The sequence below is a fragment of the Cellulomonas pakistanensis genome, from assembly GCF_016862755.1.
GTDB classification, from domain to species: domain Bacteria; phylum Actinomycetota; class Actinomycetes; order Actinomycetales; family Cellulomonadaceae; genus Cellulomonas; species Cellulomonas pakistanensis.
Genome location: NZ_BONO01000027.1, coordinates 22,269 through 47,441, shown reverse-complemented (window position 1 = coordinate 47,441; position 25,173 = coordinate 22,269). Strand labels below are relative to the sequence as shown.

At 74.1% G+C, this 25,173-nt stretch carries 25 protein-coding genes; 2 read left to right on the top strand and 23 right to left on the bottom strand.

Annotation, left to right across the window (positions count from 1 at the left end; genetic code table 11):
- Positions 1-9: 9 nt before the first annotated feature.
- The 4 genes from Cpa01nite_RS15765 to Cpa01nite_RS15750 form a co-directional block, all read right to left on the bottom strand.
- Complete coding sequence (locus Cpa01nite_RS15765; protein WP_203669702.1) at positions 10-924, bottom strand: carbohydrate ABC transporter permease; 915 nt, start codon at positions 922-924, stop codon at positions 10-12.
- Positions 924-1,895 (bottom strand): carbohydrate ABC transporter permease, encoded by a 972-nt coding sequence (locus Cpa01nite_RS15760; RefSeq protein WP_203669701.1) that lies wholly within the window; start codon positions 1,893-1,895, stop codon positions 924-926. Before Cpa01nite_RS15760 ends, Cpa01nite_RS15765 begins: the two co-directional genes overlap by 1 nt.
- Positions 1,896-1,965: 70 nt before the next feature.
- A complete protein-coding gene (locus tag Cpa01nite_RS15755) occupies positions 1,966-3,276 on the bottom strand; it encodes an ABC transporter substrate-binding protein (protein ID WP_203669700.1) in 1,311 nt (436 codons plus the stop codon).
- Positions 3,277-3,349: 73 nt separating this feature from the next.
- The gene (locus Cpa01nite_RS15750; protein WP_203669699.1) at positions 3,350-4,393 is read right to left on the bottom strand and encodes a LacI family DNA-binding transcriptional regulator; all 1,044 of its coding nucleotides are present in this window, start codon (positions 4,391-4,393) and stop codon (positions 3,350-3,352) included.
- 394 nt (positions 4,394-4,787) lie between these two features.
- On the opposite strand from Cpa01nite_RS15750, the gene Cpa01nite_RS15745 reads away from it, so the two are divergent.
- Positions 4,788-5,804, top strand: a complete 1,017-nt coding sequence (locus tag Cpa01nite_RS15745) for a LacI family DNA-binding transcriptional regulator (protein ID WP_203669698.1) — start codon at positions 4,788-4,790, stop codon at positions 5,802-5,804.
- A gap of 9 nt (positions 5,805-5,813) precedes the next feature.
- Here Cpa01nite_RS15745 and Cpa01nite_RS15740 read toward each other — a convergent pair whose 3' ends face one another.
- The 17 genes from Cpa01nite_RS15740 to rpmE form a co-directional block, all read right to left on the bottom strand.
- A complete protein-coding gene (locus Cpa01nite_RS15740) occupies positions 5,814-7,091 on the bottom strand; it encodes an N-acetylglucosamine-6-phosphate deacetylase (protein ID WP_203669697.1) in 1,278 nt (425 codons plus the stop codon).
- Positions 7,092-7,212: 121 nt separating this feature from the next.
- Entirely contained in the window at positions 7,213-7,908 is a 696-nt protein-coding gene (nucS, locus tag Cpa01nite_RS15735; RefSeq protein ID WP_203669696.1) for an endonuclease NucS, read from the bottom strand.
- Between the two features lie 19 nt (positions 7,909-7,927).
- Positions 7,928-8,350: a DUF2550 domain-containing protein gene (locus tag Cpa01nite_RS15730; RefSeq protein WP_203669695.1), complete on the bottom strand. Its 423-nt coding sequence runs from the start codon at positions 8,348-8,350 to the stop codon at positions 7,928-7,930.
- 17 nt (positions 8,351-8,367) lie between these two features.
- Positions 8,368-8,649, bottom strand: a complete 282-nt coding sequence (locus Cpa01nite_RS15725) for a F0F1 ATP synthase subunit epsilon (RefSeq protein WP_154728933.1) — start codon at positions 8,647-8,649, stop codon at positions 8,368-8,370.
- A 59-nt stretch (positions 8,650-8,708) separates the two neighbouring features.
- Positions 8,709-10,193 (bottom strand): F0F1 ATP synthase subunit beta, encoded by a 1,485-nt coding sequence (gene atpD / locus Cpa01nite_RS15720; RefSeq protein WP_203669694.1) that lies wholly within the window; start codon positions 10,191-10,193, stop codon positions 8,709-8,711.
- Between the two features lie 64 nt (positions 10,194-10,257).
- Complete coding sequence (locus Cpa01nite_RS15715) at positions 10,258-11,151, bottom strand: F0F1 ATP synthase subunit gamma (RefSeq protein WP_203669693.1); 894 nt, start codon at positions 11,149-11,151, stop codon at positions 10,258-10,260.
- A gap of 3 nt (positions 11,152-11,154) precedes the next feature.
- Positions 11,155-12,783, bottom strand: coding sequence for a F0F1 ATP synthase subunit alpha (atpA, locus tag Cpa01nite_RS15710; RefSeq protein ID WP_203669692.1), 1,629 nt, complete (start codon positions 12,781-12,783; stop codon positions 11,155-11,157).
- Between the two features lie 76 nt (positions 12,784-12,859).
- The gene (locus Cpa01nite_RS15705; RefSeq protein ID WP_203669691.1) at positions 12,860-13,672 is read right to left on the bottom strand and encodes a F0F1 ATP synthase subunit delta; all 813 of its coding nucleotides are present in this window, start codon (positions 13,670-13,672) and stop codon (positions 12,860-12,862) included.
- Complete coding sequence (locus Cpa01nite_RS15700; protein WP_203669690.1) at positions 13,672-14,256, bottom strand: F0F1 ATP synthase subunit B; 585 nt, start codon at positions 14,254-14,256, stop codon at positions 13,672-13,674. Before Cpa01nite_RS15700 ends, Cpa01nite_RS15705 begins: the two co-directional genes overlap by 1 nt.
- On the bottom strand, positions 14,253-14,507 hold the full coding sequence (atpE, locus tag Cpa01nite_RS15695; RefSeq protein WP_275406264.1) for an ATP synthase F0 subunit C: 255 nt from the start codon (positions 14,505-14,507) through the stop codon (positions 14,253-14,255). The genes Cpa01nite_RS15700 and atpE overlap by 4 nt, the downstream gene beginning before the upstream one ends.
- 96 nt (positions 14,508-14,603) lie before the next feature.
- The gene (gene atpB, locus Cpa01nite_RS15690) at positions 14,604-15,395 is read right to left on the bottom strand and encodes a F0F1 ATP synthase subunit A (protein ID WP_203669689.1); all 792 of its coding nucleotides are present in this window, start codon (positions 15,393-15,395) and stop codon (positions 14,604-14,606) included.
- A gap of 117 nt (positions 15,396-15,512) precedes the next feature.
- The gene (locus Cpa01nite_RS15685; RefSeq protein WP_203669688.1) at positions 15,513-16,019 is read right to left on the bottom strand and encodes a Cg1360 family ATP-synthase-associated protein; all 507 of its coding nucleotides are present in this window, start codon (positions 16,017-16,019) and stop codon (positions 15,513-15,515) included.
- The gene (locus Cpa01nite_RS15680) at positions 16,016-17,338 is read right to left on the bottom strand and encodes an MraY family glycosyltransferase (protein WP_203669687.1); all 1,323 of its coding nucleotides are present in this window, start codon (positions 17,336-17,338) and stop codon (positions 16,016-16,018) included. The genes Cpa01nite_RS15685 and Cpa01nite_RS15680 overlap by 4 nt, the downstream gene beginning before the upstream one ends.
- Positions 17,335-17,994, bottom strand: a complete 660-nt coding sequence (locus tag Cpa01nite_RS15675; protein WP_203669686.1) for an L-threonylcarbamoyladenylate synthase — start codon at positions 17,992-17,994, stop codon at positions 17,335-17,337. Before Cpa01nite_RS15675 ends, Cpa01nite_RS15680 begins: the two co-directional genes overlap by 4 nt.
- Complete coding sequence (prmC, locus tag Cpa01nite_RS15670) at positions 17,991-18,920, bottom strand: peptide chain release factor N(5)-glutamine methyltransferase (RefSeq protein WP_203669715.1); 930 nt, start codon at positions 18,918-18,920, stop codon at positions 17,991-17,993. The genes Cpa01nite_RS15675 and prmC overlap by 4 nt, the downstream gene beginning before the upstream one ends.
- 35 nt (positions 18,921-18,955) lie before the next feature.
- On the bottom strand, positions 18,956-20,047 hold the full coding sequence (prfA, locus tag Cpa01nite_RS15665) for a peptide chain release factor 1 (RefSeq protein WP_203669685.1): 1,092 nt from the start codon (positions 20,045-20,047) through the stop codon (positions 18,956-18,958).
- Positions 20,048-20,199: 152 nt separating this feature from the next.
- A complete protein-coding gene (gene rpmE / locus Cpa01nite_RS15660; RefSeq protein ID WP_203669684.1) occupies positions 20,200-20,415 on the bottom strand; it encodes a 50S ribosomal protein L31 in 216 nt (71 codons plus the stop codon).
- 162 nt (positions 20,416-20,577) lie between these two features.
- Between rpmE and Cpa01nite_RS15655 the strand changes: the two genes are divergently transcribed.
- Positions 20,578-21,732: a glycosyltransferase family 4 protein gene (locus Cpa01nite_RS15655; RefSeq protein WP_239068840.1), complete on the top strand. Its 1,155-nt coding sequence runs from the start codon at positions 20,578-20,580 to the stop codon at positions 21,730-21,732.
- A 148-nt stretch (positions 21,733-21,880) separates the two neighbouring features.
- Here the strand turns inward: Cpa01nite_RS15655 and rho are convergent, their stop codons facing one another.
- Together rho and thrB are read right to left on the bottom strand one after the other, a co-directional pair.
- Positions 21,881-23,974: a transcription termination factor Rho gene (gene rho / locus Cpa01nite_RS15650; protein ID WP_203669682.1), complete on the bottom strand. Its 2,094-nt coding sequence runs from the start codon at positions 23,972-23,974 to the stop codon at positions 21,881-21,883.
- 242 nt (positions 23,975-24,216) lie between these two features.
- The gene (thrB, locus tag Cpa01nite_RS15645) at positions 24,217-25,167 is read right to left on the bottom strand and encodes a homoserine kinase (protein WP_203669681.1); all 951 of its coding nucleotides are present in this window, start codon (positions 25,165-25,167) and stop codon (positions 24,217-24,219) included.
- Positions 25,168-25,173: the final 6 nt, after the last annotated feature.

Below are 25,173 nucleotides of genomic sequence, written 5' to 3'. Positions count from 1 at the left end.
GAGGTGCCCTTACTTGACCGCGCCCGCGGTGATCCCGCGGGTCAGCGTGCGCTGGAAGATGAGGAAGAAGACGATCGCCGGGATCATCGAGACGAGGGCGCCCGCGTTGGTCGTCGGCGCGTCCATCAGGCGGTCGCCCTGCAGGGAGGCGAGGGCCACCGGGATCGTCTGGGTGGCGTTGGTCGTGAGCATGACCAGCGGGATGAAGAACTCGTTCCACGTCCAGATGAAGAAGAAGATCAGCAGGACGCTCAGCGTCGGCCGGACCACCGGGAACACGACGCCCCACAGCGTCCGCCACCGGCCCGCGCCGTCGAGGGACGCCGCCTCGAGCAGCGCCTTCGGGAACGTGCCCAGCACCGACGACAGCAGGTAGGTGCCGAACGCGGCCTGGATCACCGTGAAGATGATGATGACCGACCACTGGTTGTTGCTCAGCCCGACCTGCTGCGCCATCTGGAACAGCGGGTAGACCAGCACCTCCTGCGGGAGCATGTTGGCCAGCAGGAACAGGGTGACGATCGACATCCGGCCCTTCACGCGGCCGACGCCGAGCGCGTACGCGCTGAACAGCGACAGCGTCACGCCGAACACGGCCACGGCACCGGAGATCCAGATCGAGTTGACCAGCTTCTCCGGGAAGTTCACGCGGGTCCAGAAGTTCCGCAGGCCCTCGGTGTAGAACTCCGCCGGCCAGGACAGCGGGCCGTTCTGCGAGTAGTCCGCCGGCGCCTTGAACGCGTTGAGCACCATGATGAGGAACGGCACAAGCATGACGACGGCGACCAGCACCGCGCCGGCGAGCACGAACCAGCGCGCGGTGCCGCGGCGGTGCCGGCGGTCCACCTCGGTGGCCCGGACGCGCGGCGGGCGCGGCGGCCGGCCGGCGACCGGCGTCGGCAGCGTCTCGATCGGGGCGGCCATCAGCGACCCTCCTCCTCACGGCGGGCGCTGCGGGCCTGCAGCACCATGATGACGACGGCCACGAGGATGATGAGGACCGTCAGGACGTTCGCGATCGCGGCCCCGTAGCCGACCTTCGACTTGTCGAAGAAGTTGAGGTACGAGTAGTAGGACGGCACGAGGGTCGACGACTCGGGTCCGCCGCGGGTCAGCACGTAGATCGGGCCGAACACCTTGAGCGCGGCCACGGTGCAGGTCAGCGTGATGACGAACGTCTCCGGCTTGATCTGCGGGATCGTGATGGCCCGGAACCGGTGCCACCAGCCGGCGCCGTCGAGCTCGGCCGCCTCGTACAGCTCGGGGTCGACCCGCTGCAGCGCCGACATGAAGATGACGACCGGGTAGCCGATCTGGATCCAGATCAGCACGAGCATGACCGTCGGCAGGGCGGTGTCGGTCGAGCCCAGCCAGTTCGGCGGGTTCGCGACGCCCAGCTCGCGCAGGATCACGTTCACCGCGCCGGTCTGGGAGTTGAGGATCCAGTTCCACAGCACGCCGGCGACGGCGACGGGCAGGATCTGCGGCAGGTAGTAGGTCGCCCGGAGCACGGAGGCCACGCGCGGGCCGAACCGCTTGCCCAGGACGTCGAACAGGGTGGTCGCGAGCAGCAGGCCGATCAGCGTCGGCACCACCACCATCGCGAGGATCATCGCGATCGAGTTCCGGAACGACGTCCAGAACTGCTCGTCCGCGAGCAGGTCGGTGTAGTTGCCGAGCCCGTACCAGCGCAGCGGCGCGGCGCCGCCCTTCCACTTGTGCAGGCTGTACCAGATGTTCATCCCGAACGGGATCAGGATGACGACGGTGAAGGCGATGAGGCCGGGCAGCAGGTAGGGCAGGTACCCGACCCACTCGCGCGAGCGGCGGCTGCGGCGGCGGGCGGGCCGGGTGGGCCGGCTCGCCGGCGGCGCGGCGCGGTCGACGGTGGTCATGCGGCTCCTCGAGAGGTGGGGCGCCCGGGCCGGCGCTCGCGTGCGCCGGCCCGGGCGGGGGTACGGCGGCTCAGCCCTCGAGCAGGTCCGTCTTGCCGTCCTCGTAGGCGGTGGACAGGCCGTCCAGCACCTCGGTCGGCGTCTTCGACTGGTTGACCAGCGACTGCAGCTCGCTGACGATCACGTCGTAGTAGCCGGGCACCGGCCAGTCGGGGTAGAACGCCAGGCCGTCCTCCTCGAGGACGGACTCGAAGTTCTCCGTCATCTCCTTCGTCTTCTCGTCCGTGATGGTCGAGGAGTCGCCGGCGACCGGGAGGCCGCCCTTCTGGCCGAGGATCTCCTGCACCTCGGGCCGCAGGGTGATGTCGATGAACTCGTACGCGAGCTCCTTGTTCGCGGCGTTCTCCGGGACGACCCAGAGGTTGCCGGACGAGCCCGGGTGCATGGTGTTGTCCGGGAACAGCGCCTGGGTCCAGGTGAACGGGATCTCCTCGACGAGCCGCCCGAACCACCAGGAGCCGGAGACCATGATCGGGTAGGTGCCGTTGATGAACGACACGCCCATGTCCTCGGCGGTCAGCGCCGCGGAGTCGGACGCGATGTAGCCCGCCTTGATCCACTCGTCGAGCTTCTCGGTGGCCTGCACGAACGCCTCGTCGGTGAAGTCCACGTCCTCGGTGAACAGCTGGTACGCGTCGACCAGGTCGCGGTCGGCGTAGTGCAGCACGAGCTCGTACCAGAGCTGACCCAGCGGGTACTCGGATCCCGCCTCGGCCAACGGCGTGACACCCGCGGCCTTGAACGTGGCGAGCGCGTCCTCGAACTCGTCGAACGTGGTCGGCTGCGCGAGGCCCTGGGCGTCGAGCATGTCCTGGTTGTAGTAGACGCCGACGAACTCGCCGTAGTTCGGCACCCCGTACCAGTCGCCGGAGCCCATGAGGCCCTGCTCGTCGTACGTCGCCGTGGTCTGGATCGAGTCGGGCAGGGTCTCGGCCCAGCCGCGCGCCTCGGCCTCCTCGGTCAGCGGGGTGAGCAGGCCCTGCGCGGCGAGCTGGCCCGCGGTCGCGTTGCCCTTGTTGTACTCCATGACGTCCGGCACGTCGTCGCCGGTGAGGAAGATCTTGGCGTTCTTCTGGATCTGCTCGAACGTCTGGTTCTCGACGTTCACCGTGACGTCGGGGTTCTCCTCCTCGAAGATCTCGATGGCCCGGGCCCACGCCTGGCCCATCGCCGAGTCCTCGTTCTCGTAGTGCCACACGGTCAGCGTGTCGGCATCGCCGCCGCCACCCCCGCCGCTGCTGTCGCCGCCGCACGCCGCCAGGGCGAGCGGCAGGGCGAGCGCCAGGGCGCCGGCCACGTACCGCTTCCGCTGAGCTGCCATCACACGTCCTCCTCGTCGAGTCCTGCTGTGGTCGTCGGGCCCCGGCGGTCGCCGGTGCCCGGGGTCGAGCTGTCTAGGGGGTGCCCGACCCGGCGAGCGCGCCGGCGCCCGCGGGGGTCGGGACCGGGCCGGTGCTGCCGAGGTCGACGAGCCGGCAGGGCTCGAGGACCGGCGCGGGCACGGTGCCGGTGCCGAGCAGGGCCAGCAGGGCGTCGACGCCGGCCCGCCCGAGCTGCGCGCCGGGCGCGTGCAGCGTGGTCAGCGGCGGCACCGTCTGCCCGGCGACCGCCGGGGACGACACCACCGCGAGCACGGACAGCGCCGCCGGGACCGCCACGCCGCGGGCGGCGAGCTCGGCGACGACGCCGAACGTCGCCTCCTCGTTCATCGTCACGACGGCGGTCGGCGCGGGGTCGGGGCCGTCGAGCAGGGCGGCCAGCGCGGCGCGGCCGCCCGCGACCGACTCCTCCGCGTACACCTGCACCGGGTCCAGGCCCCGGGCGAGCAGCTCCGCGGTCCAGGCCGCCGACGCGCGGAGCGTCGGGCCGTGGCCCTCGGCCAGCCGGCGCTCGGCGTGGTTGACGAACGCGAGCCGCCGGTGGCCGAGCCGGGCGAGGTGCGCGACCGCGTCGGCGACCGTCGCGGCGAAGTCGACGTCGACCGTCGGCAGGTCCGGGTCCGCCTCGTCGGCGGTCCGGCCGATCAGCGCGACCGGAACGCCCGCGCCGCGCAGCGCCGCCACCCGCGCGTCGCCGGCGTGCACCTCCATGACGAGCACGCCGTCGGCGAGGCCCTGCCGGGCGACGTCGAGCACGCCGTCCGCGTCGTCCACCCCGAACGGCCAGAGCACCAGCTGGTACCCGCGCTCCTGCGCGACGGCCGCCGCGCTGATCACGAACTCCGCGGACGTGCGGCTCAGGCCGGAGTCGCCGACGGGGTACGTCAGCGCGAGCACGCGGCTGCGCCGGCTGGCGAGGCCCCTCGCGAGGGCGTTCGGCCGGTAGCCGAGCTGGTCCATCGCGGCCTCGACCCGGGTGCGGGTCGCGACGGAGACCGGGCGGGCGCCGGTGAGCGTGGCCGACACGGTGGACAGCGCGACGCCGGCCCGACGTGCCACGTCCTGCATCGTCACCATCGTCCTGCAGCCCTCTCCCTCGACGGCCCTGTCGCGGCACCTCGGCGATGAGGTGTCGAAGCGCTTCGCGCGATCGCCACCCTAGGCCCGCGAAGGCGAGGCCGTCCAGGCCCGCACGTCTCGAAATGATCACGACGCGCGTCGAATCGCTTCGATACTAGTCCCGGATCGACTCGGCTCGTCAAGCCGCGTGGGCACGCGGGAGCGACGGGCGCGCACCCCGGGTCGGCGGCGCGCCGAGACGTCATGCATCGAACCGCTTGCACACAGCGAAGCGCTTCGCATCGGCGCGAGCCGGGGCGCGCACCGGACGCCCCGCGCCGGGTGGTCGCCGGGCCTGCGCGGGAGGGCGCCGCACCCCCACTACCCTGTGCGGATGGCGACCATCGGCGACGTGGCCCGCGCGGCGGGGGTGTCCGTCTCGACCGTCAGCTACGTGCTGAGCGGGAAGCGGACGATCTCGGGGCCGACCCGCGACCGGGTGCAGCGCGCCATCGCCGACCTCGGCTACCGCCCGCACGCCGGCGCGCGCGCCCTGGCGTCGAGCCGCAGCAACGTGATCGCGCTGATGGTGCCGTTCCGGCCGGGCATCAACGTCCAGATCATCATGCAGTTCGTGGGCGGCGTCGTGACCACCGCGCGCGAGCACGACCACGACGTCCTGGTTCTCACCCAGGACGACGCGCAGGGCATCGACCGCGTCGCGGCCAGCTCGACCGCGGACGCGCTGATCGTCATGGACATCGAGTCCGACGACGCCCGGCTGCCCGCGCTGCGCGCCCTCGCGCTGCCGAGCATCCTCATCGGCGTCCCCGACGACACGACCGGGCTGAGCTGCGTCGACCTCGACTTCGCCGGGGCCGGGCGGCTCGCCGTCCGCGAGCTCGCCGGGCACGGGCACCGCCGGCTCGTCCTGGTCGGCGCGTCCCAGGACCGGCTCGACCACCGGGCCAACTACGCCGTGCGCATGCGGCAGGGCGTGCTCGACCAGGCCACGGCGTCCGGCGTCGAGGCCGCGGTCGTGCCCGCGGAGCCGACCTTCTCGGGCGGCGCCGCCGCGCTGGACGCGGTGCTCGACGCGCACCCGGGGACCACCGGCCTCGTCGTGCACAACGAGGCGGCCCTGGGCGGGCTGCTGGCCCGCGCCGCCGAGCGGGGGCTGCGGGTGCCGGACGACCTGTCCGTCGTCGCGGTCAGCCCGGCCGAGATGGCCGCCGCGCTGCCCGTGCCGGTGTCGATCATCGAGGTCCCGGGCGAGCGGATCGGCCGTATCGCGGTCGAGATGGTGATCGCGCGGCTGTCCGGCGAGGACCTCGCCGAGACCCGGCTCGTGTCCGCGACGTTCACCGACCGCGGCAGCGCGGCGGCGCCGGCGGGGACGTCAGCGGGCTGATCATCCCGCCTACCCCGTGACCAGCCGTCCCGCGCGGTAGACCGCCACCGGAGCCAGGTCCTCGTCCGTCACGACCACGTCGCCCCGCCGCCCGACCGTCAGCGCGCCGAGGTCCGGGCGGCCGAGCACCTCCGCGGGCGTCGTCGCCGCCGCGCGCACCGCCGCGACCAGACCGATCCCGGACCGCACCACGGTGCGCACCACGTCGAGCAGGTGCGCCGTCCCGCCGGCGATGGCGCCGGCGGTGCCGTCGTCCGCCACGATCCGCGCGACCCCGTCGCCCACCCGGACGGCCATCGGGCCGAGCCGGTAGTCGCCGTCGGCCATGCCGGCCGCCGCCATCGCGTCGGTCACCAGCGCGATCGAGCCGGGCCCGACGAGGTCGAACACGGCGCGCACCGTGCCGTCGGCCAGGTGGGTGCCGTCCGCGACGAGCTCGACCACCAGGTCCCCGCGCGCGGCCGCGGCCAGGCACGCCGCGATCGGGCCGGGGTCGCGGTGGTGCAGCGGGCGCATGCCGTTGAACAGGTGCGTGGCGGTGGGCCGCGGCGACCGCCCGGGCGCGCCGAGCCGGCCGGTCAGCAGCGCGCGCGACCGGTGCACGGCCGCGTCCACCTGCTCGGCGGCGGCGTCGGTGTGCCCGATCGAGGGCACCGCGCCGGCGCGCACCAGCGCCGCGAGGACGTCGGCCCCGGCGCCCGCACCCCCGGCGCCCGACCCGGCGGCGACGCCGGACACCTCGGGCGCGACCGTCATCGTCACGAGGTGCCCGCGCGCGGCCGCCGCGAGGTCCGCGACCAGCGACGGGTCGCCCGGCAGCATGTCGGCCGGGTTCTGCGCGCCGCACCGGTCGGCGGACAGGAACGGCCCCTCGGCGTGGATGCCGACGAGGTCGCCCGACTCCACGAGGTCGGCCAGGAGGGCGGCGCGCGCGAGCAGCACGTCGCGCGGCGCCGTCACCAGGGACGCGACCAGGCTCGTGGTGCCGTGCCGCAGGTGCTCGCGCACCGCGACCAGCGCCTGGTCCCGGGTCGCCGCGTCCGGGAAGCTCGACCCGCCGCCGCCGTGGTCGTGCAGGTCGACGAGCCCCGGCAGCAGCGTCGTCCCGGGCGCCGGCGCGGGCGGGCGGTCCGCCGCCCAGCGGCCGGGCAGCTGCGCGACGGGGCCGAGCCACGCGACCCGGCCCTCGGCGAGCACGACGGCGCCGTCGGGCACCACCTCGGTCGGGGTCACCACCTCCCCGCGCAGGACGACGACGTCGGCGGGGGCGGGGGTGGCGGCGGTCACGCGCCCATCATGGCGCAGCCGCGGGCCCCCGTGGGTGGCGCCGGGCGGAGCGGCGTGCCGGACGCGCACCTCCGTGCCGGGCGGGGCGCTCCCGCCGTATCCCGGGCGGCGCGCCGTCGGGTCAGAACAGGCGCGAGTCGACGTCGTCGACGCCGCGCATGGCGTCGTAGTCCAGCACCAGGCACGCGATGCCCCGGTCGGTCGCCAGCACGCGCGCCTGCGGTTTGATCTCCTGCGCCGCGAACACGCCCCGCACGGGCGCGAGCAGCGGGTCGCGGTTCAGCAGCTCCAGGTACCGGGTCAGCTGCTCGACGCCGTCGATGTCGCCGCGGCGCTTGATCTCGATCGCCACCGTGGCGCCGGCGGCGTCCTTGGCGAGGATGTCGACCGGCCCGATCGCGGTCGGGTACTCGCGGCGCACGAGCGTGTGGCCCGCGCCGAGCACGTCGATCTGCGCGGCCATGAGCTCCTGCAGGTGCGCCTCGACGCCGTCCTTGACCAGGCCCGGGTCGACGCCCAGGTCGTGGTCGGAGTCGTGCAGCACGTCGTGCACCTCGATGACGAGCCGGTCGTCGCTCTTGGTGTGCTGGACGGTCCACACCTGCTGCACGCCGCGCTCGAGGGCCTCGCCGGCAGCGGCGTCCGTGCGCAGCGTGCACGGCGGGCTCATCCAGTTCAGCGGCTTGTACGAGCCGCCGTCGGAGTGCAGCAGCACCGAGCCGTCGGCCTTGACCACGACGAGCCGGGTCGCCAGGGGCAGGTGGGCGTTGAGCCGGCCGCTGTACCGGGCCGAGCAGCGCGCGACGAGCAGGCGCATCGAACAGGGACCTCCGGGGTCAGATGACGTGGTGCGCCACCGGCGGGGCGGCCTCCAGCCAGGACGTCAGCCCGGCGTACGCCTCGGGCGTCATGACGAGCTCGAGCTCCTCGTCGCCGCCCGCGCCGGGGACCCGGCAGCGGACCAGGTACGGGCCGCCGGCGACCGACGCGTCGAGCGCGGTGCGGTCGAGGACCTCCATGCCGCGGCGCGGCCAGACCTGCTCGGGCCGCGGGGCGAGCGAGCGCAGCCGCCACCAGTAGAGGTGGCGGGCGCCGTAGTGCGCGATGCCGCGCGTGAGGCGGCCCCGGACCCGCAGCGCGCAGCGGAACGACCCCACCCGCCGGGTGAGGCTGCTCCACCGGGACAGCCCGAGGCCCAGCACCACCAGCGCGGCCACGACGAGCAGCAGCGCGAGGAACGCGATCTGGTGCCCGGTCATGGCCGCCTACGCCGGCGTCAGCGGCCGGACGTGCCGGAGGCCACCGCCTCGGCCGCGTCGACGACGACGGTCACCTGGTCGCCGTCGACGGAGAGGAAGCCCCCCTCGACGGACCACCGGTGCACGGAACCGCCGGCCTCGATCACCCGGACCTCTCCGCGCCGCAGCACGGAGAGGACCGGGGTGTGCCCGGCCAGGATGCCGATCTCGCCGTCCGATGCAGGGGCGCTCACCTGACGCGCCTCACCGGACCAGATGGTGCCGTCGGTGTCGACGAGGTCGACCTCGAGCTGGGCCATGGGACGAGAACCTCCTGGAAGGGGGTGGATCAAGGGGCGGGTGGAGCGACGGCGTCAGGTCAGACGCCGTACTCCTTCTGGATGCGGGCCCAGTTGCGCTCGAGGTCCTCGAGGCCACCGATGTTGAAGAAGGCCTGCTCCGCGATGTGGTCGAACTCGCCGTCGGCGATCTTCGCGAACGCCTCGACGGTCTCGGACACCGGGACCGTGGAGCCCACGACGCCGGTGAACTTCTCCGCCATGTAGGTGTTCTGCGAGAGGAACTGCTGGATGCGGCGCGCCCGCGCCACGACCGTCTTGTCCTCCTCCGACAGCTCGTCGACACCGAGGATCGCGATGATGTCCTGGAGCTCCTTGTTGCGCTGCAGGATCGACTTCACGCGGGTGGCGACGTCGTAGTGCTCCTGGCCCACGTAGCGCGGGTCGAGGATGCGGGACGTCGACGCCAGCGGGTCCACCGCGGGGTACAGACCGCGGGACGCGATCTCGCGGGAGAGCTCCGTCGTCGCGTCGAGGTGCGCGAACGTCGTGGCCGGGGCCGGGTCGGTGTAGTCGTCCGCCGGCACGTAGATCGCCTGCAGCGAGGTGATCGAGTGGCCACGGGTCGAGGTGATGCGCTCCTGGAGGAGGCCCATCTCGTCCGCGAGGTTCGGCTGGTAGCCCACCGCGGACGGCATGCGCCCGAGCAGCGTGGAGACCTCGGAGCCGGCCTGCGTGAACCGGAAGATGTTGTCGATGAACAGCAGCACGTCCTGCTTGGCGACGTCGCGGAAGTACTCCGCCATCGTCAGGGCCGACAGGGCGACGCGCAGACGCGTGCCCGGCGGCTCGTCCATCTGGCCGAAGACGAGGGCGGTCTTGTCGAAGACGCCCGCCTCCTCCATCTCGACGATGAGGTCGTTGCCCTCACGGGTGCGCTCGCCGACGCCGGCGAACACCGACACACCGCCGTGGTCCTGCGCGACGCGCTGGATCATCTCCTGGATGAGGACGGTCTTGCCGACGCCCGCGCCGCCGAACAGGCCGATCTTGCCGCCCTGGACGTAGGGGGTGAGCAGGTCGATGACCTTGATGCCGGTCTCGAACATCTGGGTCTTCGACTCGAGCTGGTCGAAGGCGGGGGCCTTGCGGTGGATCGGCCAGCGCTCGGTGATCTCGAGCTTCTCGCCCTCACCGAGGTTCAGCACGTCCCCGGTCACGTTGAACACGTGGCCCTTGGTGACGTCGCCGACGGGCACCGAGATCGGCGCGCCGGTGTCGGTGACCTGGGCGCCGCGCACGAGGCCGTCGGTCGGCTTGAGCGCGATGGCCCGCACCAGCGAGTCGCCGAGGTGCTGCGCGACCTCGAGGGTCATCTCGAACCCGCCGGACTGCTCGCCCTCGCCCTGCGACGACAGGTCGATGTGGACGGTCAGGGCGTTGTAGATGTCGGGGATCTGGTCCGCGGGGAACTCGATGTCCACGACGGGCCCGATCACACGGGCGACGCGGCCCACGCCGGGCGTGGCCGTGGTGTCCTTCGCGTCGACGGTGGTCGCGGTCATGTCTGCCTGCCTTCGGTCGTCCGCCGGTGTCCGGCGGGCTGGTTCGGGTCGTGCGTCTGGCGGTTCAGGAGGCGAGCGCGTCGGCGCCCGACACGATCTCGCTGATCTCCTGGGTGATCTCGGCCTGGCGGGCCTGGTTCGCCAGCCGCGTGTAGGTGCGGATGAGGTCCTCGGCGTTCTCCGTGGCGGTGTGCATCGCGCGCTGCCGGGCCGCGAGCTCGGACGCCGCCGCCTGCAGCAGGCAGGCGAAGATCCGGGTGCGCACGTACCGCGGGAGCAGCGCGTCGAGCACCTCGGCCGCGTCGGGCTCGAAGTCGTACAGCGGGAGCGCCTCGTTCTCGCCTGCGGGCGCGACGCCCTCGACGACCTCGAGCGGGAGCATCCGGATGACCTGCGGGCGCTGGCTCACCATGTTGACGAACTGCGTCGACACGATGTGCAGCTCCCCCACGCCGCCGTCGGCGGGCGCGGCGTCGAAGGCGTCGAGCAGCGTGCTCGCGATCTCCTCCGCCAGCTCGGACGTCGGGGCGTCGGACTGGCCGGTCCACACCGCCGCGAGCTCGCGCCCGCGGAACCGGTAGTAGGACTCGGCGCGGCGGCCGCTGATGTACAGCGCGACCTCCTTGCCCTCCCCCTCGAGCCGCTCGATCAGCCGCTCGGTCTCGCGGATGACGGACGCCGAGTAGGCGCCCGCCATGCCGCGGTCCGAGGCGATCAGCAGCACGGCCACGCGGCGGGTGTCCTCCCGCTCCGCGAGGAGCGGGTGCGTGACGTCCGAGTGCGTGGCGACGGCGGACACCGCCCGCGTGATGGCACGGGCGTACGGGGACGCCGCGGCCATCCGGTCGCGGGCGCGCCCGATGCGGGACGCCGCGATCAGCTCCTGGGCGCGGAACATCTTCTTCAGCGACTGGGTCGACCTGATCCGCTGACGGTAGACGCGCTGCTGTCCGGCCACGCGTCAGGCCTTCTTCTGCCGGACGATCTGCTCCTGCTCGACCGGCGTCTCGGACTCGGGCTGCTCGCCGCCGACGAGCGCGGTGCCGTCGGCCTTGAGGAACCCGCGACGGAAGTCGTCGACGGCGGACGCCAGCTTGGCCTCCAGGTCGTCGCCGAGCTTGCCCGTCGACGCGATCGTGCTGAGCACGTCCGTGTTGCGGCGCAGGTGGTCCAGCAGCTCGGACTCGAACCGGCGGACGTCCTCCACCGGCACGTCGTCCAGCTTGCCCTTGGTGCCGGCCCAGATGGACGCGACCTGCTCCTCGACCGGGAACGGCGAGTACTGGGGCTGCTTCAGCAGCTCCATCAGGCGGGCGCCACGGGTCAGCTGCGCGCGGGACGCGGCGTCGAGGTCGGACGCGAACATCGCGAACGCCTCGAGCGACCGGTACTGCGCGAGGTCGAGCTTCAGCGTGCCGGAGACCTGCTTCATCGCCTTGACCTGCGCGGCACCACCGACGCGGGACACCGAGATGCCGACGTCGACGGCGGGGCGCTGGTCCGCGTTGAACAGGTCGGACTGCAGGAAGATCTGGCCGTCCGTGATGGAGATGACGTTGGTCGGGATGTACGCCGAGACGTCGTTGGCCTTGGTCTCGATGAACGGCAGGCCGGTCATCGAGCCGCCGCCGAGCTCGTCGGACAGCTTCGCGCAACGCTCCAGCAGGCGGGAGTGCAGGTAGAACACGTCGCCCGGGTACGCCTCGCGGCCCGGCGGGCGGCGCAGCAGCAGGGACACGGCGCGGTACGCCTCGGCCTGCTTCGACAGGTCGTCGAACACGATGAGGACGTGCTTGCCGCCGTACATCCAGTGCTGGCCGATGGCCGAGCCGGTGTAGGGCGCCAGGTACTTGAAGCCGGCCGGGTCGGACGCCGGGGCGGCGACGATCGTCGTGTACTCCAGGGCGCCGGCCTCCTCGAGCGCACCGCGCACGGCCGCGATCGTGGAGCCCTTCTGGCCGATGGCGACGTAGATGCAGCGGACCTGCTGCTCCGGGTCGCCCGTCTCCCAGTTGGCCTTCTGGTTGAGGATCGTGTCGATCGCGATGGCCGTCTTGCCGGTCTGGCGGTCGCCGATGACGAGCTGCCGCTGGCCGCGACCGATCGGGATCATCGAGTCGATCGCCTTGATGCCGGTCTGCAGCGGCTCGTGCACCGACTTGCGGGCCATGACGCCCGGGGCCTGGAGCTCGAGAGCGCGGCGGCCCTCGGAGACGATCTCGCCGAGGCCGTCGATCGGCTGACCCAGCGGGTCGACCACGCGGCCGAGGAAGGCGTCACCCACGGGGACGGACAGGACCTCGCCCGTGCGGCGGACCTCCTGGCCCTCCTCGATGCCGGTGAACTCGCCGAGGACGATGACGCCGATCTCGCGGACGTCGAGGTTCAGGGCGAGGCCCAGCGTGCCGTCCTCGAAGCGGAGCAGCTCGTTGGCCATCGCGCCCGGCAGGCCCTCGACCCGGGCGATCCCGTCGCCGGCCAGGGTGACCCGCCCGACCTCCTCGGCGGCGGCGCCGGTGGGCTCGTACGTCGTGACGAAGCTGTCCAGCGCGGCGCGGATGTCCTCCGGCCGGATCTGCAGCTCGCTCATGGCATCTCTCCTGTCGTGCAGCACGCCCGCGGCGTGCGCTCCCACATGGGTGATCGGGGTCGGGCCGTCGGGCCCGTCAGCTGGCAAGTCGTCGTCGGGCGTCCGCCAGCCGTGCCAGCACGGTCGCGTCGATCACCTCGGGGCCGACCTGCACGCGCAGGCCGCCCAGGACGTGCGGGTCCACGAGGACCTGCACCTGGATCGCGCGCCCGTAGGCCCGGCCGAGGATGTCGGCGAGCCGCGCCCGCTGGGCCGGGCCCAGGTCGGCCGCGGAGGTCACCGTGGCGACCGTGCGGCTCCGGCGCTCGGCGACCAGGTCGCCGAGCAGCCCGAGGGTCGCGACGTACCGGCGGCCGCGGGGCGCCACGGCCGCCCGGCGCGCGAGCACCCGGGTGACGGGCGCGCCGGTGCCGGCGGTCAGCTTGTCGACGAGCTCGCCGCGCACCTGGGCGTGCAGCGTGTCGTCGTACAGGCGGCGGCGCACCTCGCGCTGGCCGACGAGCGCCCGGCCGAGCCGGAACAGCTCGGTCTGGACCTGCTCGATCGTGCCGTCGGCCTCGGCCGACGCGAGCACGGCCGAGAAGGCCAGGTGCTCGGCGGCGTCGGCGAGGTCGCCCTCCTCGGACCACCGCGCCCGCACCAGCCCCTGCGCGGCCTCGGCCACGCGGGGGTCGGCGCCGGACAGCAGGCGGGCCACCAGCGCGGCCTTGGCCTCGCCGTCGGCCGACGGGTCGGTGAGGGTGCGCCGCAGCGAGCCGGACGAGTCCAGCGCGTCGACCAGCGCGAACAGCTGCTCGCCGAGCAGCAGCCCCTCGACGCCGGCCGCGCGCAGCACCGGCTCGAACCGGCCCTCCGCGGCGGCCAGCGACGCCCGGCTCGTCCCTCGCATCAGTTCCCCTTACCCGCGGTCGCGGTGGTCTGCGCGTCCAGGTCGTCCAGGAACCGCTCGACGACGCGCGAACGACGCGCCTCGTCCTCGAGCGACTCGCCGACGATCTTCGACGCGAGCTCGGTGGCCAGGGAGCCGACGTCCGCACGGAGCGACACGGCGGCCTGCTGGCGCTCGGCCTCGATCTGGCGCTGGGCCGTCTCGGTGATCCGCGCCTGCTCGGCCGTGGCCTTCTCGCGCGCCTCGGCGACGATCTGGCCGGCCTCGGTGCGCGCCTCCTCGCGGATGCGCGCGGCCTCGGCACGGGCGTCCTGGAGCTGCTGCTCGTACTCCGCCTTGGCGGCGGCAGCCTCCTCCTGGGCGCTGGCGGCCTTGGCCAGGCCGCCCTCGATCTTCTCCGTGCGCTCGTCGAGCACCGCCTGGAACTTCGGCAGCACGAGCTTGTAGAAGACGACCGCGATGACGACGAGGACGACGGACGACCAGACGATGTCGTAGGACGCCGGGAGCAGCAGGCGCCAGCCCTCCACCGTCTCGGACTCCGCGGCCAGGATGCTCGCCGCGGGGAGCGCGGCGCCGATCACGTGAAGAGGAAGCCGGTGATCAGGCCGAGGAGGCCGAGCACCTCGACGAACGCGACACCGATGAACATGGTGGTCCGGAGCTGGCCGGCGACCTCGGGCTGGCGCGCCATGCCCTCGACGGTCTTGCCGATCAGGATGCCGAGGCCGATGCCGGGGCCGAGAACCGCGAGGCCGTAGCCCACGGTCGCGATGTTGCCCGAGATGGCGTTCTCGGCCGCAAGGATGACGCTGGGGTCCGCGAGAAGAGACACGCTGTGCTCGTTCCTTCCGTTTGGCCGCCGGCCGGTCGGCCGGCGGTCGTCTGGTGACGAGGGCCCGGGGCCCTCGAGGGGGTGGTGCTGGTCAGGTCAGTGCTCGTCCTCGACCGACTGGCTGAGGTAGACGGCCGTCAGGACGACGAAGATGTAGGCCTGCAGCGCCGCGACGAACACCTCGAACAGGGTGATCGCGAAGCCGCCGACGAGCGTGAGCGCGCCGAACGGGATGAGCGCACCGTTGCCGGAGTCGATCAGCAGGAACTGCGTGGCCGCGAAGCAGAGCACCAGCATGAGGTGGCCGGCGACCATGTTGGCCATGAGCCGGATCGCCAGCGTGGCGGGCCGCATCACGAAGACCTGCAGGAACTCGACCGGGGTCAGCAGGATGTAGAGGATCCACGGCACGCCCGGCGGGAACAGCGAGCTCTTGAGGAACCCGCCCACGCCGTGGGCCTTGATGCCGGCGGACAGGTACATCACGTAGACCCACAGCGCGAGCATGATCGGCAGGCCGATCAGCGACGTCCCGGCGATGTTGAGGAACGGGATCACGCCCGTGATGTTGAACGCGAGGACCGCGAAGAACACCGTCGTCAGGAAGGCGACGTACTTGTGCGCCTTCTCCTTGCCGATGATGTCCTCGGCGACGTTGATCCGCACGAAGTCGAGCAGGATCTCGGCGATGTTCTGCCCGCGGCGCGGCACCAGCCGCGCGCGGCGGGCCGCGATCACCATCAGGGTCAGCAGCACCGCGACGGCGACGAAGCGCACGACCTGGATGCGGTTGATCTCGAAGATCGTCCCCTCGAACCAGATGGCGGGAGGGAAGAACTCGGCGATCGACGGCTGGTGGAACCCCTCGCCTTCGGCAGCGAGCGGCATGATCGTCGCAAGGCTGGACAGAGCAGTCTCCTGTGGGTCGAAGGCACCGGCGGCGGTCCCGATAGGTACGGGTCACCGCGCCGGGACCCGGCCGTCGTGGGTGGTTCGGCAGGAAGCCTAACCTACGGACGGAGCAGGTCCGTCCGGGTCGTCCCCATTCGGGACCTTCGACCCGGTTCCGGACGGCTGGATGTACGGCACCCTGCCCCGGGACACCGCGCGGTAGTCCAGCAGCGCGGACCCGATCACCGCCACCGCGACCACCGCCGCGAGCACGTACCGGTCGTAGAAGTCCATGCCGCGCAGCACCGCGAGCAGCACGATCACGACGAGCACCTTGCCCAGCCAGGCCCCCATGATCACCGCCATCATGCGGCCCGGGGCGGTGCCGTCGGTCTTGAGCATCGACAGGGTCGTGGCCCCCGAGAACAGCAGCGCGATGCCCGCGCCGATCAGCGCGCCCCACACCCCGGGGAGGCCGGCCACCAGCCAGCCGACGGCCACGCCGACGACGGTCACGCCCACGACGAACCAGGTCATATCGCGCAGGGCGCGGCGGAACACCGCCGACGTCTCGGCGTTGTCACCCGCGCGGGGGGTCGGCTCGGGGGTGGGGTCGGTCATCGGTCCGTCCTCGGGTCGGCGTCGTGCAGGTCGGTCAGGCGGGTCAGGGGGTGCGGGGCGGCGGCGGGCGCGGGGCCGGCCGCGGGCGCCGGGCCGGCCGCGGCGTGCCACGCCTGGCGGTGCGCGTCGGCGGCGTGCCGCGCGGGCGCGGACGGTGCCGCGTGCCCGGCCGACGCGGCAGGGCCGGCGGGCGGGACCACCGGCCCCCCGCCGGGCGCGGAGCCGCCCGCGGTCGTGCGGCCGCGCAGCGGGCCGAGGGTCAGGGCCAGCGCGGCGAGGACGCCGACCGCCAGCCCGATCAGCACGGCCGTCGTCGAGAACCACACGAGGGCGGTCGCGGCGCCGGTGAACACGAACGTCCACACGTACAGGATGATCACCGCGCGCCGGTGCGAGTGGCCCAGCGCGAGCATCCGGTGGTGCAGGTGCATCCGGTCCGGGTGGAACGGCGACTTCCCCGACCCCACCCGGCGGATGACGGCCAGCCCCATGTCGAGCAGCGGCAGCAGCAGCACGGCGAGCGGCAGCAGGATCGGCAGGAACGCGGGGAACGACTCCCGGGTGTTCACGACCGCCGGATCGATCTGCCCGGTCACCTGGATGCCCGCGGCGGCGATCACCAGGCCGATGAGCATCGAGCCCGAGTCGCCCATGAAGATGCGCGCCGGGTTGAAGTTGTGCGGCAGGAAGCCGAGGCAGGCGCCCACCAGCAGCGCGACCACGAGCGTCGCGAGGTTGGAGAAGTCGCCCGGGCTGGCCTCGCGGGTCAGCTGGTACGAGTAGAGGAAGAACCCCGCGCCGCCGATCGCGACCAGCCCCGCCGCGAGCCCGTCCAGGCCGTCGACGAAGTTCACCGCGTTCATCGCGACCACGACGACGAGCACCGTCAGCCCCAGCCAGATGCGGTCCGAGCCCACGATCACGCCGTCGATCGGCAGCTGGTAGAGCTGCACGCCCATCGACGCCATGACGAACGCCGCGAGCACCTGGCCGACCAGCTTGGTCATCCAGTCGAGGTCCCAGATGTCGTCGGCGACGCCGAGCGCGCACACGATCGTGGCCGCGGCGGCGATGCCGATGAGCGGCTCCGGCCGGTCGAAGACCTCGGCGAGGAACGGCAGCTGGCTGGCCATGACGAGGCCGACCATGATCCCCGCCCACATGGCGAGCCCGCCCAGCCGGGGCGTCGGGATGGAGTGCACGTCCCTGCTCCGCACCGCGGTGATGGCGCCCCAGCGGAGCGCGCACCAGCGCGCCAGCGGCGTCAGCACGTAGGTCGCCGCCGCGGCGATCAGCAGGAGCAGGAGGTACGCCCTCACCGGCCGGCGTCACCCGCCACGACGGGGGCGACCTCGCGGAGGCGCTCCAGGGAGATGGCGCCCTGCCGGACGACGCGGAGCTCGTCGCCGGTGGCGTCCACGATCGTCGAGGCGACCTGCCCCGGGGTGCGGCCGCCGTCCAGGTACGTCTGGACCCGGTCGCCGAGCTGCTCGTAGGCCTCGCCGACCTCGAGGGCCGACGGCCGGCCGGTGCGGTTCGCGCTCGACACGGCCATCGGGCCGGTGCGCTGCAGCAGCGCGAGCGCGACCGGGTGGTCCGGCACGCGCAGGGCGACCGTGCCGTGGGTCTCCCCCAGGTCCCAGGCCAGCGACGGCTGCGCGACCAGGATGACCGTGAGGCCGCCCGGCCAGAACGCCTCGGCCAGGTCGCGCACCGCGGCGGGCACGCCCATGGCGAGGCCGTCCAGCGTGCGCACGTCGGGCATGAGCACCGGCGGCGGCATCTGGCGGCCGCGGCCCTTGGCCGCGAGCAGCGCGTTCACCGCCGGGGGCGTGAACGCGTCCGCGCCGATCCCGTACACCGTGTCCGTCGGCAGGACGACGAGCCCGCCGCGGGAGACGGTGTGCACGGCGGCGTCGAGGGCGGGACCCCAGGTCGCGGGGTCGGTGGCGTCCAGCACGGCGTCGGCAGTCACGGCTGCGAGTCTCCCACGCCCGGCTGGGCGTCCGGCCGCGGCTCGCCCGCGAGGGCGACGGCGGGCACGGCGCGGCGGCGCGCCACCAGCATCCGGGGCCGGCCGGTGAGGTCGGGGCGCGACTCCACGGCCTCGAACGCGCCGGTCGCGTCCGCGGCGGCCCGTGCGGCGGCGTCCTGCACCTCCGCGTGCTCCATGACCAGCAGCCCGCCGGGCACCAGCAGGCGCGCGGCGGCGGCGAGGACCGCGCGCGGCACCTGCAGGCCGTCCGCCCCGCCGCCGTACAGCGCGAGGTCGGGGTCGTGGTCCCGGACCTCCGGGTCGACCGGCACCGCGTCGGGCGGGATGTACGGCGGGTTCGACACCAGGACGTCGACGGTGCCGTCCAGGTCGGCGAGCAGCGCGGGGTCGCGGACGTCGCCGAGCTCGACGCGGACCTCGCCGGCGCCCACCCGCACGCCGTTGGCGCGGGTCAGCGCGACGGCCTCCGGCGACGCGTCGACCGCGGCCACGCGGGCCTCGGGGACCTCGGTCGCGAGCGACAGCGCGATGCCGCCGGCGCCGCAGCACAGGTCGACCACGACGGGCGACCGGCCCTCGGTGGCGATCCGCGCGGCCTCGTCGATCCCGACCTGCGCGACCGTCTCGGTCTCGGGCCGGGGCACGAACACGCCCGGCTCGACGCCGAGGGTCAGGTACCGGAACACGGTCGACCCGACGATGTGCTGCAGCGGCTCCCGGCGCCGGCGGCGGTCGACCAGGCTCGCGTACTCCTGCGTGAACCCGTCCGGCACCGGTGGCGCGAGCACGAGGTCGAGCCGCGGCAGGCCCAGCGCGTGCGCGGCGAGGGCGGTCGCGTCGTGCCGGGGCGAGCCGACGCCGGCCTCGGCGAGCACGCGCGCGGCGGCCTCGACGAGGGCGCGCATGGTGGGCGCCGCGCCCACGGGGGCGGCGGGGCCGGTCACCGCTCCCCCGCGGCGGCGAGCCGGGCGGCCTCGTCCGCGTCGACCGCCGACTGCACGACCGGGCCGAGGTCGCCGTCCAGCACCGCGTCCAGGTTGTACGCCTTGTAGCCCGTGCGGTGGTCGGCGATCCGGTTCTCCGGGAAGTTGTACGTCCGGATCCGCTCGGAGCGGTCGACCGTGCGCACCTGGGACCGGCGGGCCTCGCTCGCGGCCGCGGCGGCCTCCTCCTGGCGCGCGGCCAGCAGCCGGGCACGGAGCACGCGCATGGCCTGCTCGCGGTTCTGCAGCTGCGACTTCTCGTTCTGCATCGACACGACGATGCCGGTCGGCAGGTGGGTGATCCGCACGGCCGAGTCGGTCGTGTTCACGGACTGGCCGCCGGGGCCGGACGACCGGTACACGTCGATCCGCAGGTCGTTCGGGTCGACCTCGACCTCGCCCTCGTCCTCCACCTCGGGGAAGACCAGCACGCCAGCGGCCGAGGTGTGGATCCGGCCCTGCGACTCGGTGACGGGCACCCGCTGCACGCGGTGCACGCCGCCCTCGTACTTGAGGCTCGCCCACACGCCGTCGGCCGGGTCGGTGACCGCGCCGCGCGCCTTGATGGCGACCTGCACGTCCTTGTAGCCGCCGAGATCGGACTCGGTGGACTCGAGGGTCTCGGCCCTCCAGCCGCGACGCTCGGCGTACCGCAGGTACATCCGGAGCAGGTCGCCGGCGAACAGCGCCGACTCCTCGCCGCCCTCGCCGGCCTTGATCTCGAGGATCACGTCGCGGGCGTCGTCGGGGTCGCGCGGGACCAGCACGCGGCGCAGCTTCTCGGCCGCCTGCTCCTCCGCCTCCGCCAGCGACGGCAGCTCGGCCGCGAACGCGTCGTCCGCCTCCGCGAGCTCGCGCGCGTCCGCGAGGTCCTCCGCCGCCGCGCGCCACGCGCCGTGCGCCTGGGCGACCCGGCCGAGCTCGGCGTACCGGCGGCCGAGGGTGCGGGCGCGCGCCTGGTCGGCGTGCACGGCGGGGTCGGCGAGCTGCTGCTCGATCGCCGCGTGCTCGTCGAGCAGCGGGCGGGCGGCCGCGAACGGGTCGGTCATCGCGGGGGGTCTCCTGGGGGCGAGGGCGCCGCGGCGTGGTTCTCGCACGAGGCGGTCGCGGTGGGCCCGGGGCGGTGGACCCGGCCCGGACATACGACGACGCCGGTGCCCGACGGTCCGCTGGGGACCGCCGTGCACCGGCGTCAGGACGGCTAGTTGGCCGGGCGCTTGCCGTAGCGCGCCTCGAACCGGGCCACGCGGCCACCGGTGTCGAGGATCTTCTGCTTGCCCGTGTAGAACGGGTGGCAGGCGCTGCAGACGTCGGCGCGGATCTCGCCGGAGGTCTCGGTGGAGCGCGTGGTGAACGTGTTGCCGCAGGTGCAGGTCACCTGGGTCACCACGTACTCGGGGTGGATGGCGTTCTTCACGGGTGTTCTCCTCGGGTTGGGCCTCCGGGTCGTGCGCGCGTGCCGCGCACGTGAACCGCAGACCGACGGAACAGTCTGCCAGAACAGCGGGCGGGGCGGAAATCTTCCCGGTCGCGGTCCCCCGTTCCGGGCTGCCCGCGGGGCGCACCTACGATGGCGCGCATGCTCCGCATCGGCCTGGTGATCGACGACGGCCTCGACAAGCCGGACGGCGTCCAGCAGATCGTGCTCACGCTCGGGCGGCGGCTCGCGGATCTCGGCCACGAGGTGCACTACGTGACCTCCAGCACCGAGCGCACCGACCTGCCGAACCTGCACGTCCTCGGCCGCACCGTCTCCGTGCGGTTCAACGGCAACCGGCTGCGCAGCCCGCTGCCGGCCCGCCGCGCCGACGTCCGGCGGCTGCTCGCCGAGGTCCCGTTCGACGTGCTGCACGTGACCATGCCGTACAGCCCCCTGCTGGCCGGACGGGTCGTCTCGGCGGCGTCGCCACGCACCGCCGTCGTCGGGTCGTTCGTCATCTACCCGCAGGACGCGCTGACCCGGTGGGGCATCCGGGCCCTCGGGCTGGCGGAGCGGCGGCGGCTGCGGCGGTTCGACGCGATCTCCGCGCTGTCCGAGGCGGCGCGCGAGTCCGTGCGCGCGGCCTTCGGGCGGGACGAGGTGCCGATCATCGGCGGACCGGTGGAGCTCGGGGCGCCGGCGGCGGGCCGCGCCGGGACCGCGGGCGGCGCCGCGGCGGCCGGCCCGGTGCGGATCGTGTTCCTGGGCAGGCTCGTCGAGCGCAAGGGCCCGCGCGAGCTGCTCGCTGCCGTCGCCGCGATGCCGGCCACCGCGCGCCCGTGGACCCTGACGCTCGCCGGGCGCGGCCCGCTGCTGGACGACCTGCGCGAGCGGGCGCGGGCCGCCGGGATCGCCGACCGGGTCGACTTCCCCGGGTTCGTCGCCGAGGAGGACAAGGCCGCGCTGCTCGCCGGCGCCGACGTCGTCGCGCTGCCGTCGACCGGCGGCGAGAGCTTCGGCATGTCCGTCGTCGAGGCGCTCGCCGACGCGGGCGGCGTCGTGCTCGCCGGCGACAACCCCGGTTACCGCACGCCGATGGCCGGCCTCGAGGACCAGCTCGTCGACCCGCGGGACACCGCGGCGTTCGCCCGTACGCTGGCGCGCTGGGTGGACGACGCCGGGGCGCGCGCGGCGGTGCGCCCGCGGCAGCGCGCGGCGGCGGAACGGTTCGACGCCGACGAGATCACCGACCGGACCCTCGCGTGGTACGAGCAGGCGATCGCCGCCCGCCGGGGAGCGCCCGCCCCGCGCTGACCCGCGCGCACCTCGCCGAGTCTCCACCTCCCGACTGCGTCCGACCGTCCCGGCACAGGAGAGAGGTGGAGGCTCGGCGCTCCTCCGGACGCGCGGCGGGGCGGCACCCCCTCGCGGAGGTGCCGCCCCGGGCGGCGTGCGGCGCGCGTCAGACGATCGCGCGCTGCTGGCTCTCGTCGTGGTGGCCGTGGCCGTTCTGCGACGGCGTCGTCTTCTGCACCTGGAGCAGGAACTCCACGTTGCTCCGGGTCTCGCGGAGCTTGCCCAGCAGCAGCTCGATGGCCTGCTGCTGGTCCAGCGCGCCCATGACCCGGCGGAGCTTCCAGACGATCTTGAGCTCGTCGGGCGCGATGAGGATCTCCTCGCGCCGGGTGCCGGACGCGTTGACGTCGACCGCCGGGAAGATCCGCTTGTCCGCGAGCGAGCGGGAGAGCCGGAGCTCCATGTTCCCGGTGCCCTTGAACTCCTCGAAGATGACCTCGTCCATCTTGGAGCCGGTCTCCACCAGCGCGGAGGCGAGGATCGTCAGCGAGCCGCCGTGCTCGATGTTGCGCGCGGCGCCGAAGAACCGCTTGGGCGGGTAGAGCGCCGAGGCGTCGACGCCGCCGGACAGGATGCGCCCGGAGGCCGGGGCCGCCAGGTTGTACGCCCGGGACAGGCGGGTCAGCGAGTCGAGCAGCACCACGACGTCCTGGCCGAGCTCGACCAGTCGCTTGGCGCGCTCGATCGCGAGCTCCGCGACCATGGTGTGGTCCGAGGCGGGGCGGTCGAAGGTCGAGGCGATGACCTCGCCCTTCACGGTCCGCTCCATGTCGGTGACCTCCTCGGGGCGCTCGTCGACGAGCACGACCATGAGGTGGACCTCGGGGTTGTTCGCGGTGATCGCGTTGGCGATCTGCTGCATGATGATCGTCTTGCCGGCCTTCGGCGGCGCGACGATGAGGCCGCGCTGGCCCTTGCCGATCGGGGCGACGATGTCGATGACCCGCGGGGTCAGGTGGTTCGTCTCGTTCTCCAGCCGCAGGCGGTCCTGCGGGTAGAGCGGCGTCAGCTTGGAGAACTCCGGGCGCTGGCGCGCCTGCTCCGGCGCCATGCCGTTGACGGTGTCCAGCCGGACGAGGGCGTTGGCCTTGTTCGGCCGGTTGCCGCCCTGGCCCTGCCCCGGCTGCTCGCCCTCCTTGGGCGCGCGGACGGCGCCGGTGATGGCGTCGCCGCGACGCAGGCCGGCCTTCCGGACCTGCGCGAGCGGGAGGTACACGTCGTTCGGGCCGGGCAGGTAGCCGCTGGTCCGGACGAACGCGTACGAGTCCAGCACGTCGAGGATGCCGCCGACCGGGACGAGCACGTCGTCCTCGTCGATCTCGACCTCCTCGTAGGGCAGGTCGCCGGCGCGCTGGCCGCGGCCGCGCTTGCGGCCGTCGCGGTCGCGGTACCGGTCGCGGGAGCGCCGGCGGCGGCCGCCGCGCTCGTCGTCGTCCTGGCCGCCGTCCTGCGGCTGGTCCTGCGAAGCCCGCTCGCGCTCGGCCTCCTGCTGCTGCGGCTGCTGGCGGCGCTGGCCGCCGTCGCGCTGGCCGCCGTCGCGCTGGCCGCCGTCGCGCTCGCCGCGGTCGGCCCGCTCCGCGCGCTCAGGCCGGTCGGTGCGCTCGCCGCGGGAGGGACCCGACGTCGGGCCCTCGGGCAGCGTGACGTCGACCGTCGGGGCGCCGGTGCCGCGGCCCGCGCGGCGGGAGCGGCGCTCGCCGGAGACGGCGCCGACCGCGTCGGCCGCGCGGGCCGCCCGGTCATCGGCCTGCTGGCGGGAGTCGAGGGAGCGCTCGACGGCCTCGAGGCCGGCGAGCACGTCGACGCGGCCGCGCGGCTCGGCCGGGGCCTCGGCGGCCGGGGCGGGGCCGGACTCGGCGCGGACGGCGCGGCGGCGCTGGCCGCGCGGCGCGTCCTCGGCGGGCGCCTGCTCGGCGGGCACGGCGGCCGGGGCGGTGGTCTCGGTGGCCGGCGCGGCGTCGGGCCGGCCCGCGTCGCGCGTCGCCGCGCGGCGGGTGCGGGCCGCGGGGCGCTCGCCGCCGCCGGACCGCTTGGCGTGGATCGCGTCCACCAGGTCGCTCTTGCGCATCCGGGACGTGCCCGTCACGCCGAGCTCGGCCGCGAGGGCCTGGAGCTCGGGCATGCGCATCGCGGAGATGGCGCCACCACGGGCGGAGCCGCCGGAGTCGCTGCTCACGGCGGGCTCGATGGTGTCTGTCACGAAGGACCCTTCCCCCTCGTCGGGGACCGCCGCCCTCGGTCGTGGCGCGCGGTCCGCGTCCGGCCTCTGACGGGCCGGCGCATCGGTGAAGCCGCACGGGTCGCGCCGATCGCGTCGACTCGCGTGGGCTGGAGCGTCCCCCGTCTCGGATCTCCTGAGCGGCGCTGCACCGGAAGACGGCTGAGCGGGTGTCAGGACGGAGTCCGGGGAACGGCGCCAGCATAGCACCGGGGACCGCCCGCTCAGGGCAGGATCTGCGCCGTCGCACCCGCCGCGTCGATGGCGAGCGGCACGATGCGCCAGCCGCCCATGACCCCGCCGAACACCTGCCGCAGCGCCTCGTCCGCGTCCGTCGGCCGGCTGCCGTCCGAGGCGGCGGCGCCGACCGCGCGGGCGAGCACCAGCACGGTCGGGCCTGCCCCGGACACGACCGCAGCGACCCCCCGCGCGCGGAGCGCGTCGACCAGGGCCAGGCTCTCGGACATCACGGGGCGCCGGTAGCCCTGGTGCAGCCGGTCCTCGGTGGCCGGCAGCAGCAGGTCGGGGCGCCGGCCGAGCGCCTCCACCAGCAGCGCCGCGCGGCCCGCCTGGAACGCCGCGTCGCCGTGCGGCACGCGCTCGGGCAGCACGCCGCGCGCGTGCGAGGTCGAGAGCCGGCTCGCCGGGACGACCGCCACCGGCGCCACGTCGGCGTGCACCGGCAGCCGCGCCGCGCGCACCGCGTCGCCCTCGGACCACGCCACCGTGGCGCCGCCGAGCAGCGCCGGCGCAGCGTTGTCCGGGTGCCCCTCGAGCTCGGTCGCGAGCCGCAGCACCACGGCGTCGTCGAGCGACTCCGGCTCCGCCACGAGCGACCGCGCGGCGAGCAGCCCGGCGACCACCGCGCCGGCCGACGAGCCGAGCCCCCGGCCGTGCGGGATGCGGTTGCGGCAGGTCAGGTGCAGGCCGGTCTGCGGCGCGCCGACGTGGTCGAGCGCGTGCCGCAGCGCGCGGACGACCAGGTGGTCGTCGCCGGACGGCACCTCCTCGGCGCCCTCCCCCACGACGTCCACGACCACGTCCGCCGAGCCGAGCGCGCGCACCTCGACCTGGTCGTGCAGGGCGAGCGCGAGGCCCAGCGCGTCGAACCCCGGGCCGAGGTTCGCGCTCGTCGCCGGGACGCGCACCCGCGCCCGGTCGGCTCCCAGTCGCACCGCGCG

Coding starts and splice junctions, on each gene's coding strand:
- prmC (WP_203669715.1), bottom strand. CDS start 18,920: ATGCGCGCCCTCGTCGAGGCCGCCGCGCGCGTGCTCGCCGAGGCCGGC.
- Cpa01nite_RS15745 (WP_203669698.1), top strand. CDS start 4,788: ATGGCGACCATCGGCGACGTGGCCCGCGCGGCGGGGGTGTCCGTCTCG.
- Cpa01nite_RS15765 (WP_203669702.1), bottom strand. CDS start 924: ATGGCCGCCCCGATCGAGACGCTGCCGACGCCGGTCGCCGGCCGGCCG.
- atpB (WP_203669689.1), bottom strand. CDS start 15,395: ATGCCGCTCGCTGCCGAAGGCGAGGGGTTCCACCAGCCGTCGATCGCC.
- Cpa01nite_RS15685 (WP_203669688.1), bottom strand. CDS start 16,019: ATGACCGACCCCACCCCCGAGCCGACCCCCCGCGCGGGTGACAACGCC.
- prfA (WP_203669685.1), bottom strand. CDS start 20,047: ATGACCGACCCGTTCGCGGCCGCCCGCCCGCTGCTCGACGAGCACGCG.
- Cpa01nite_RS15725 (WP_154728933.1), bottom strand. CDS start 8,649: ATGGCCCAGCTCGAGGTCGACCTCGTCGACACCGACGGCACCATCTGG.
- Cpa01nite_RS15760 (WP_203669701.1), bottom strand. CDS start 1,895: ATGACCACCGTCGACCGCGCCGCGCCGCCGGCGAGCCGGCCCACCCGG.
- nucS (WP_203669696.1), bottom strand. CDS start 7,908: ATGCGCCTGCTCGTCGCGCGCTGCTCGGCCCGGTACAGCGGCCGGCTC.
- Cpa01nite_RS15655 (WP_239068840.1), top strand. CDS start 20,578: ATGCTCCGCATCGGCCTGGTGATCGACGACGGCCTCGACAAGCCGGAC.
- atpA (WP_203669692.1), bottom strand. CDS start 12,783: ATGAGCGAGCTGCAGATCCGGCCGGAGGACATCCGCGCCGCGCTGGAC.
- atpD (WP_203669694.1), bottom strand. CDS start 10,193: ATGACCGCGACCACCGTCGACGCGAAGGACACCACGGCCACGCCCGGC.
- Cpa01nite_RS15730 (WP_203669695.1), bottom strand. CDS start 8,350: ATGACCGGGCACCAGATCGCGTTCCTCGCGCTGCTGCTCGTCGTGGCC.
- Cpa01nite_RS15755 (WP_203669700.1), bottom strand. CDS start 3,276: ATGGCAGCTCAGCGGAAGCGGTACGTGGCCGGCGCCCTGGCGCTCGCC.
- Cpa01nite_RS15705 (WP_203669691.1), bottom strand. CDS start 13,672: ATGCGAGGGACGAGCCGGGCGTCGCTGGCCGCCGCGGAGGGCCGGTTC.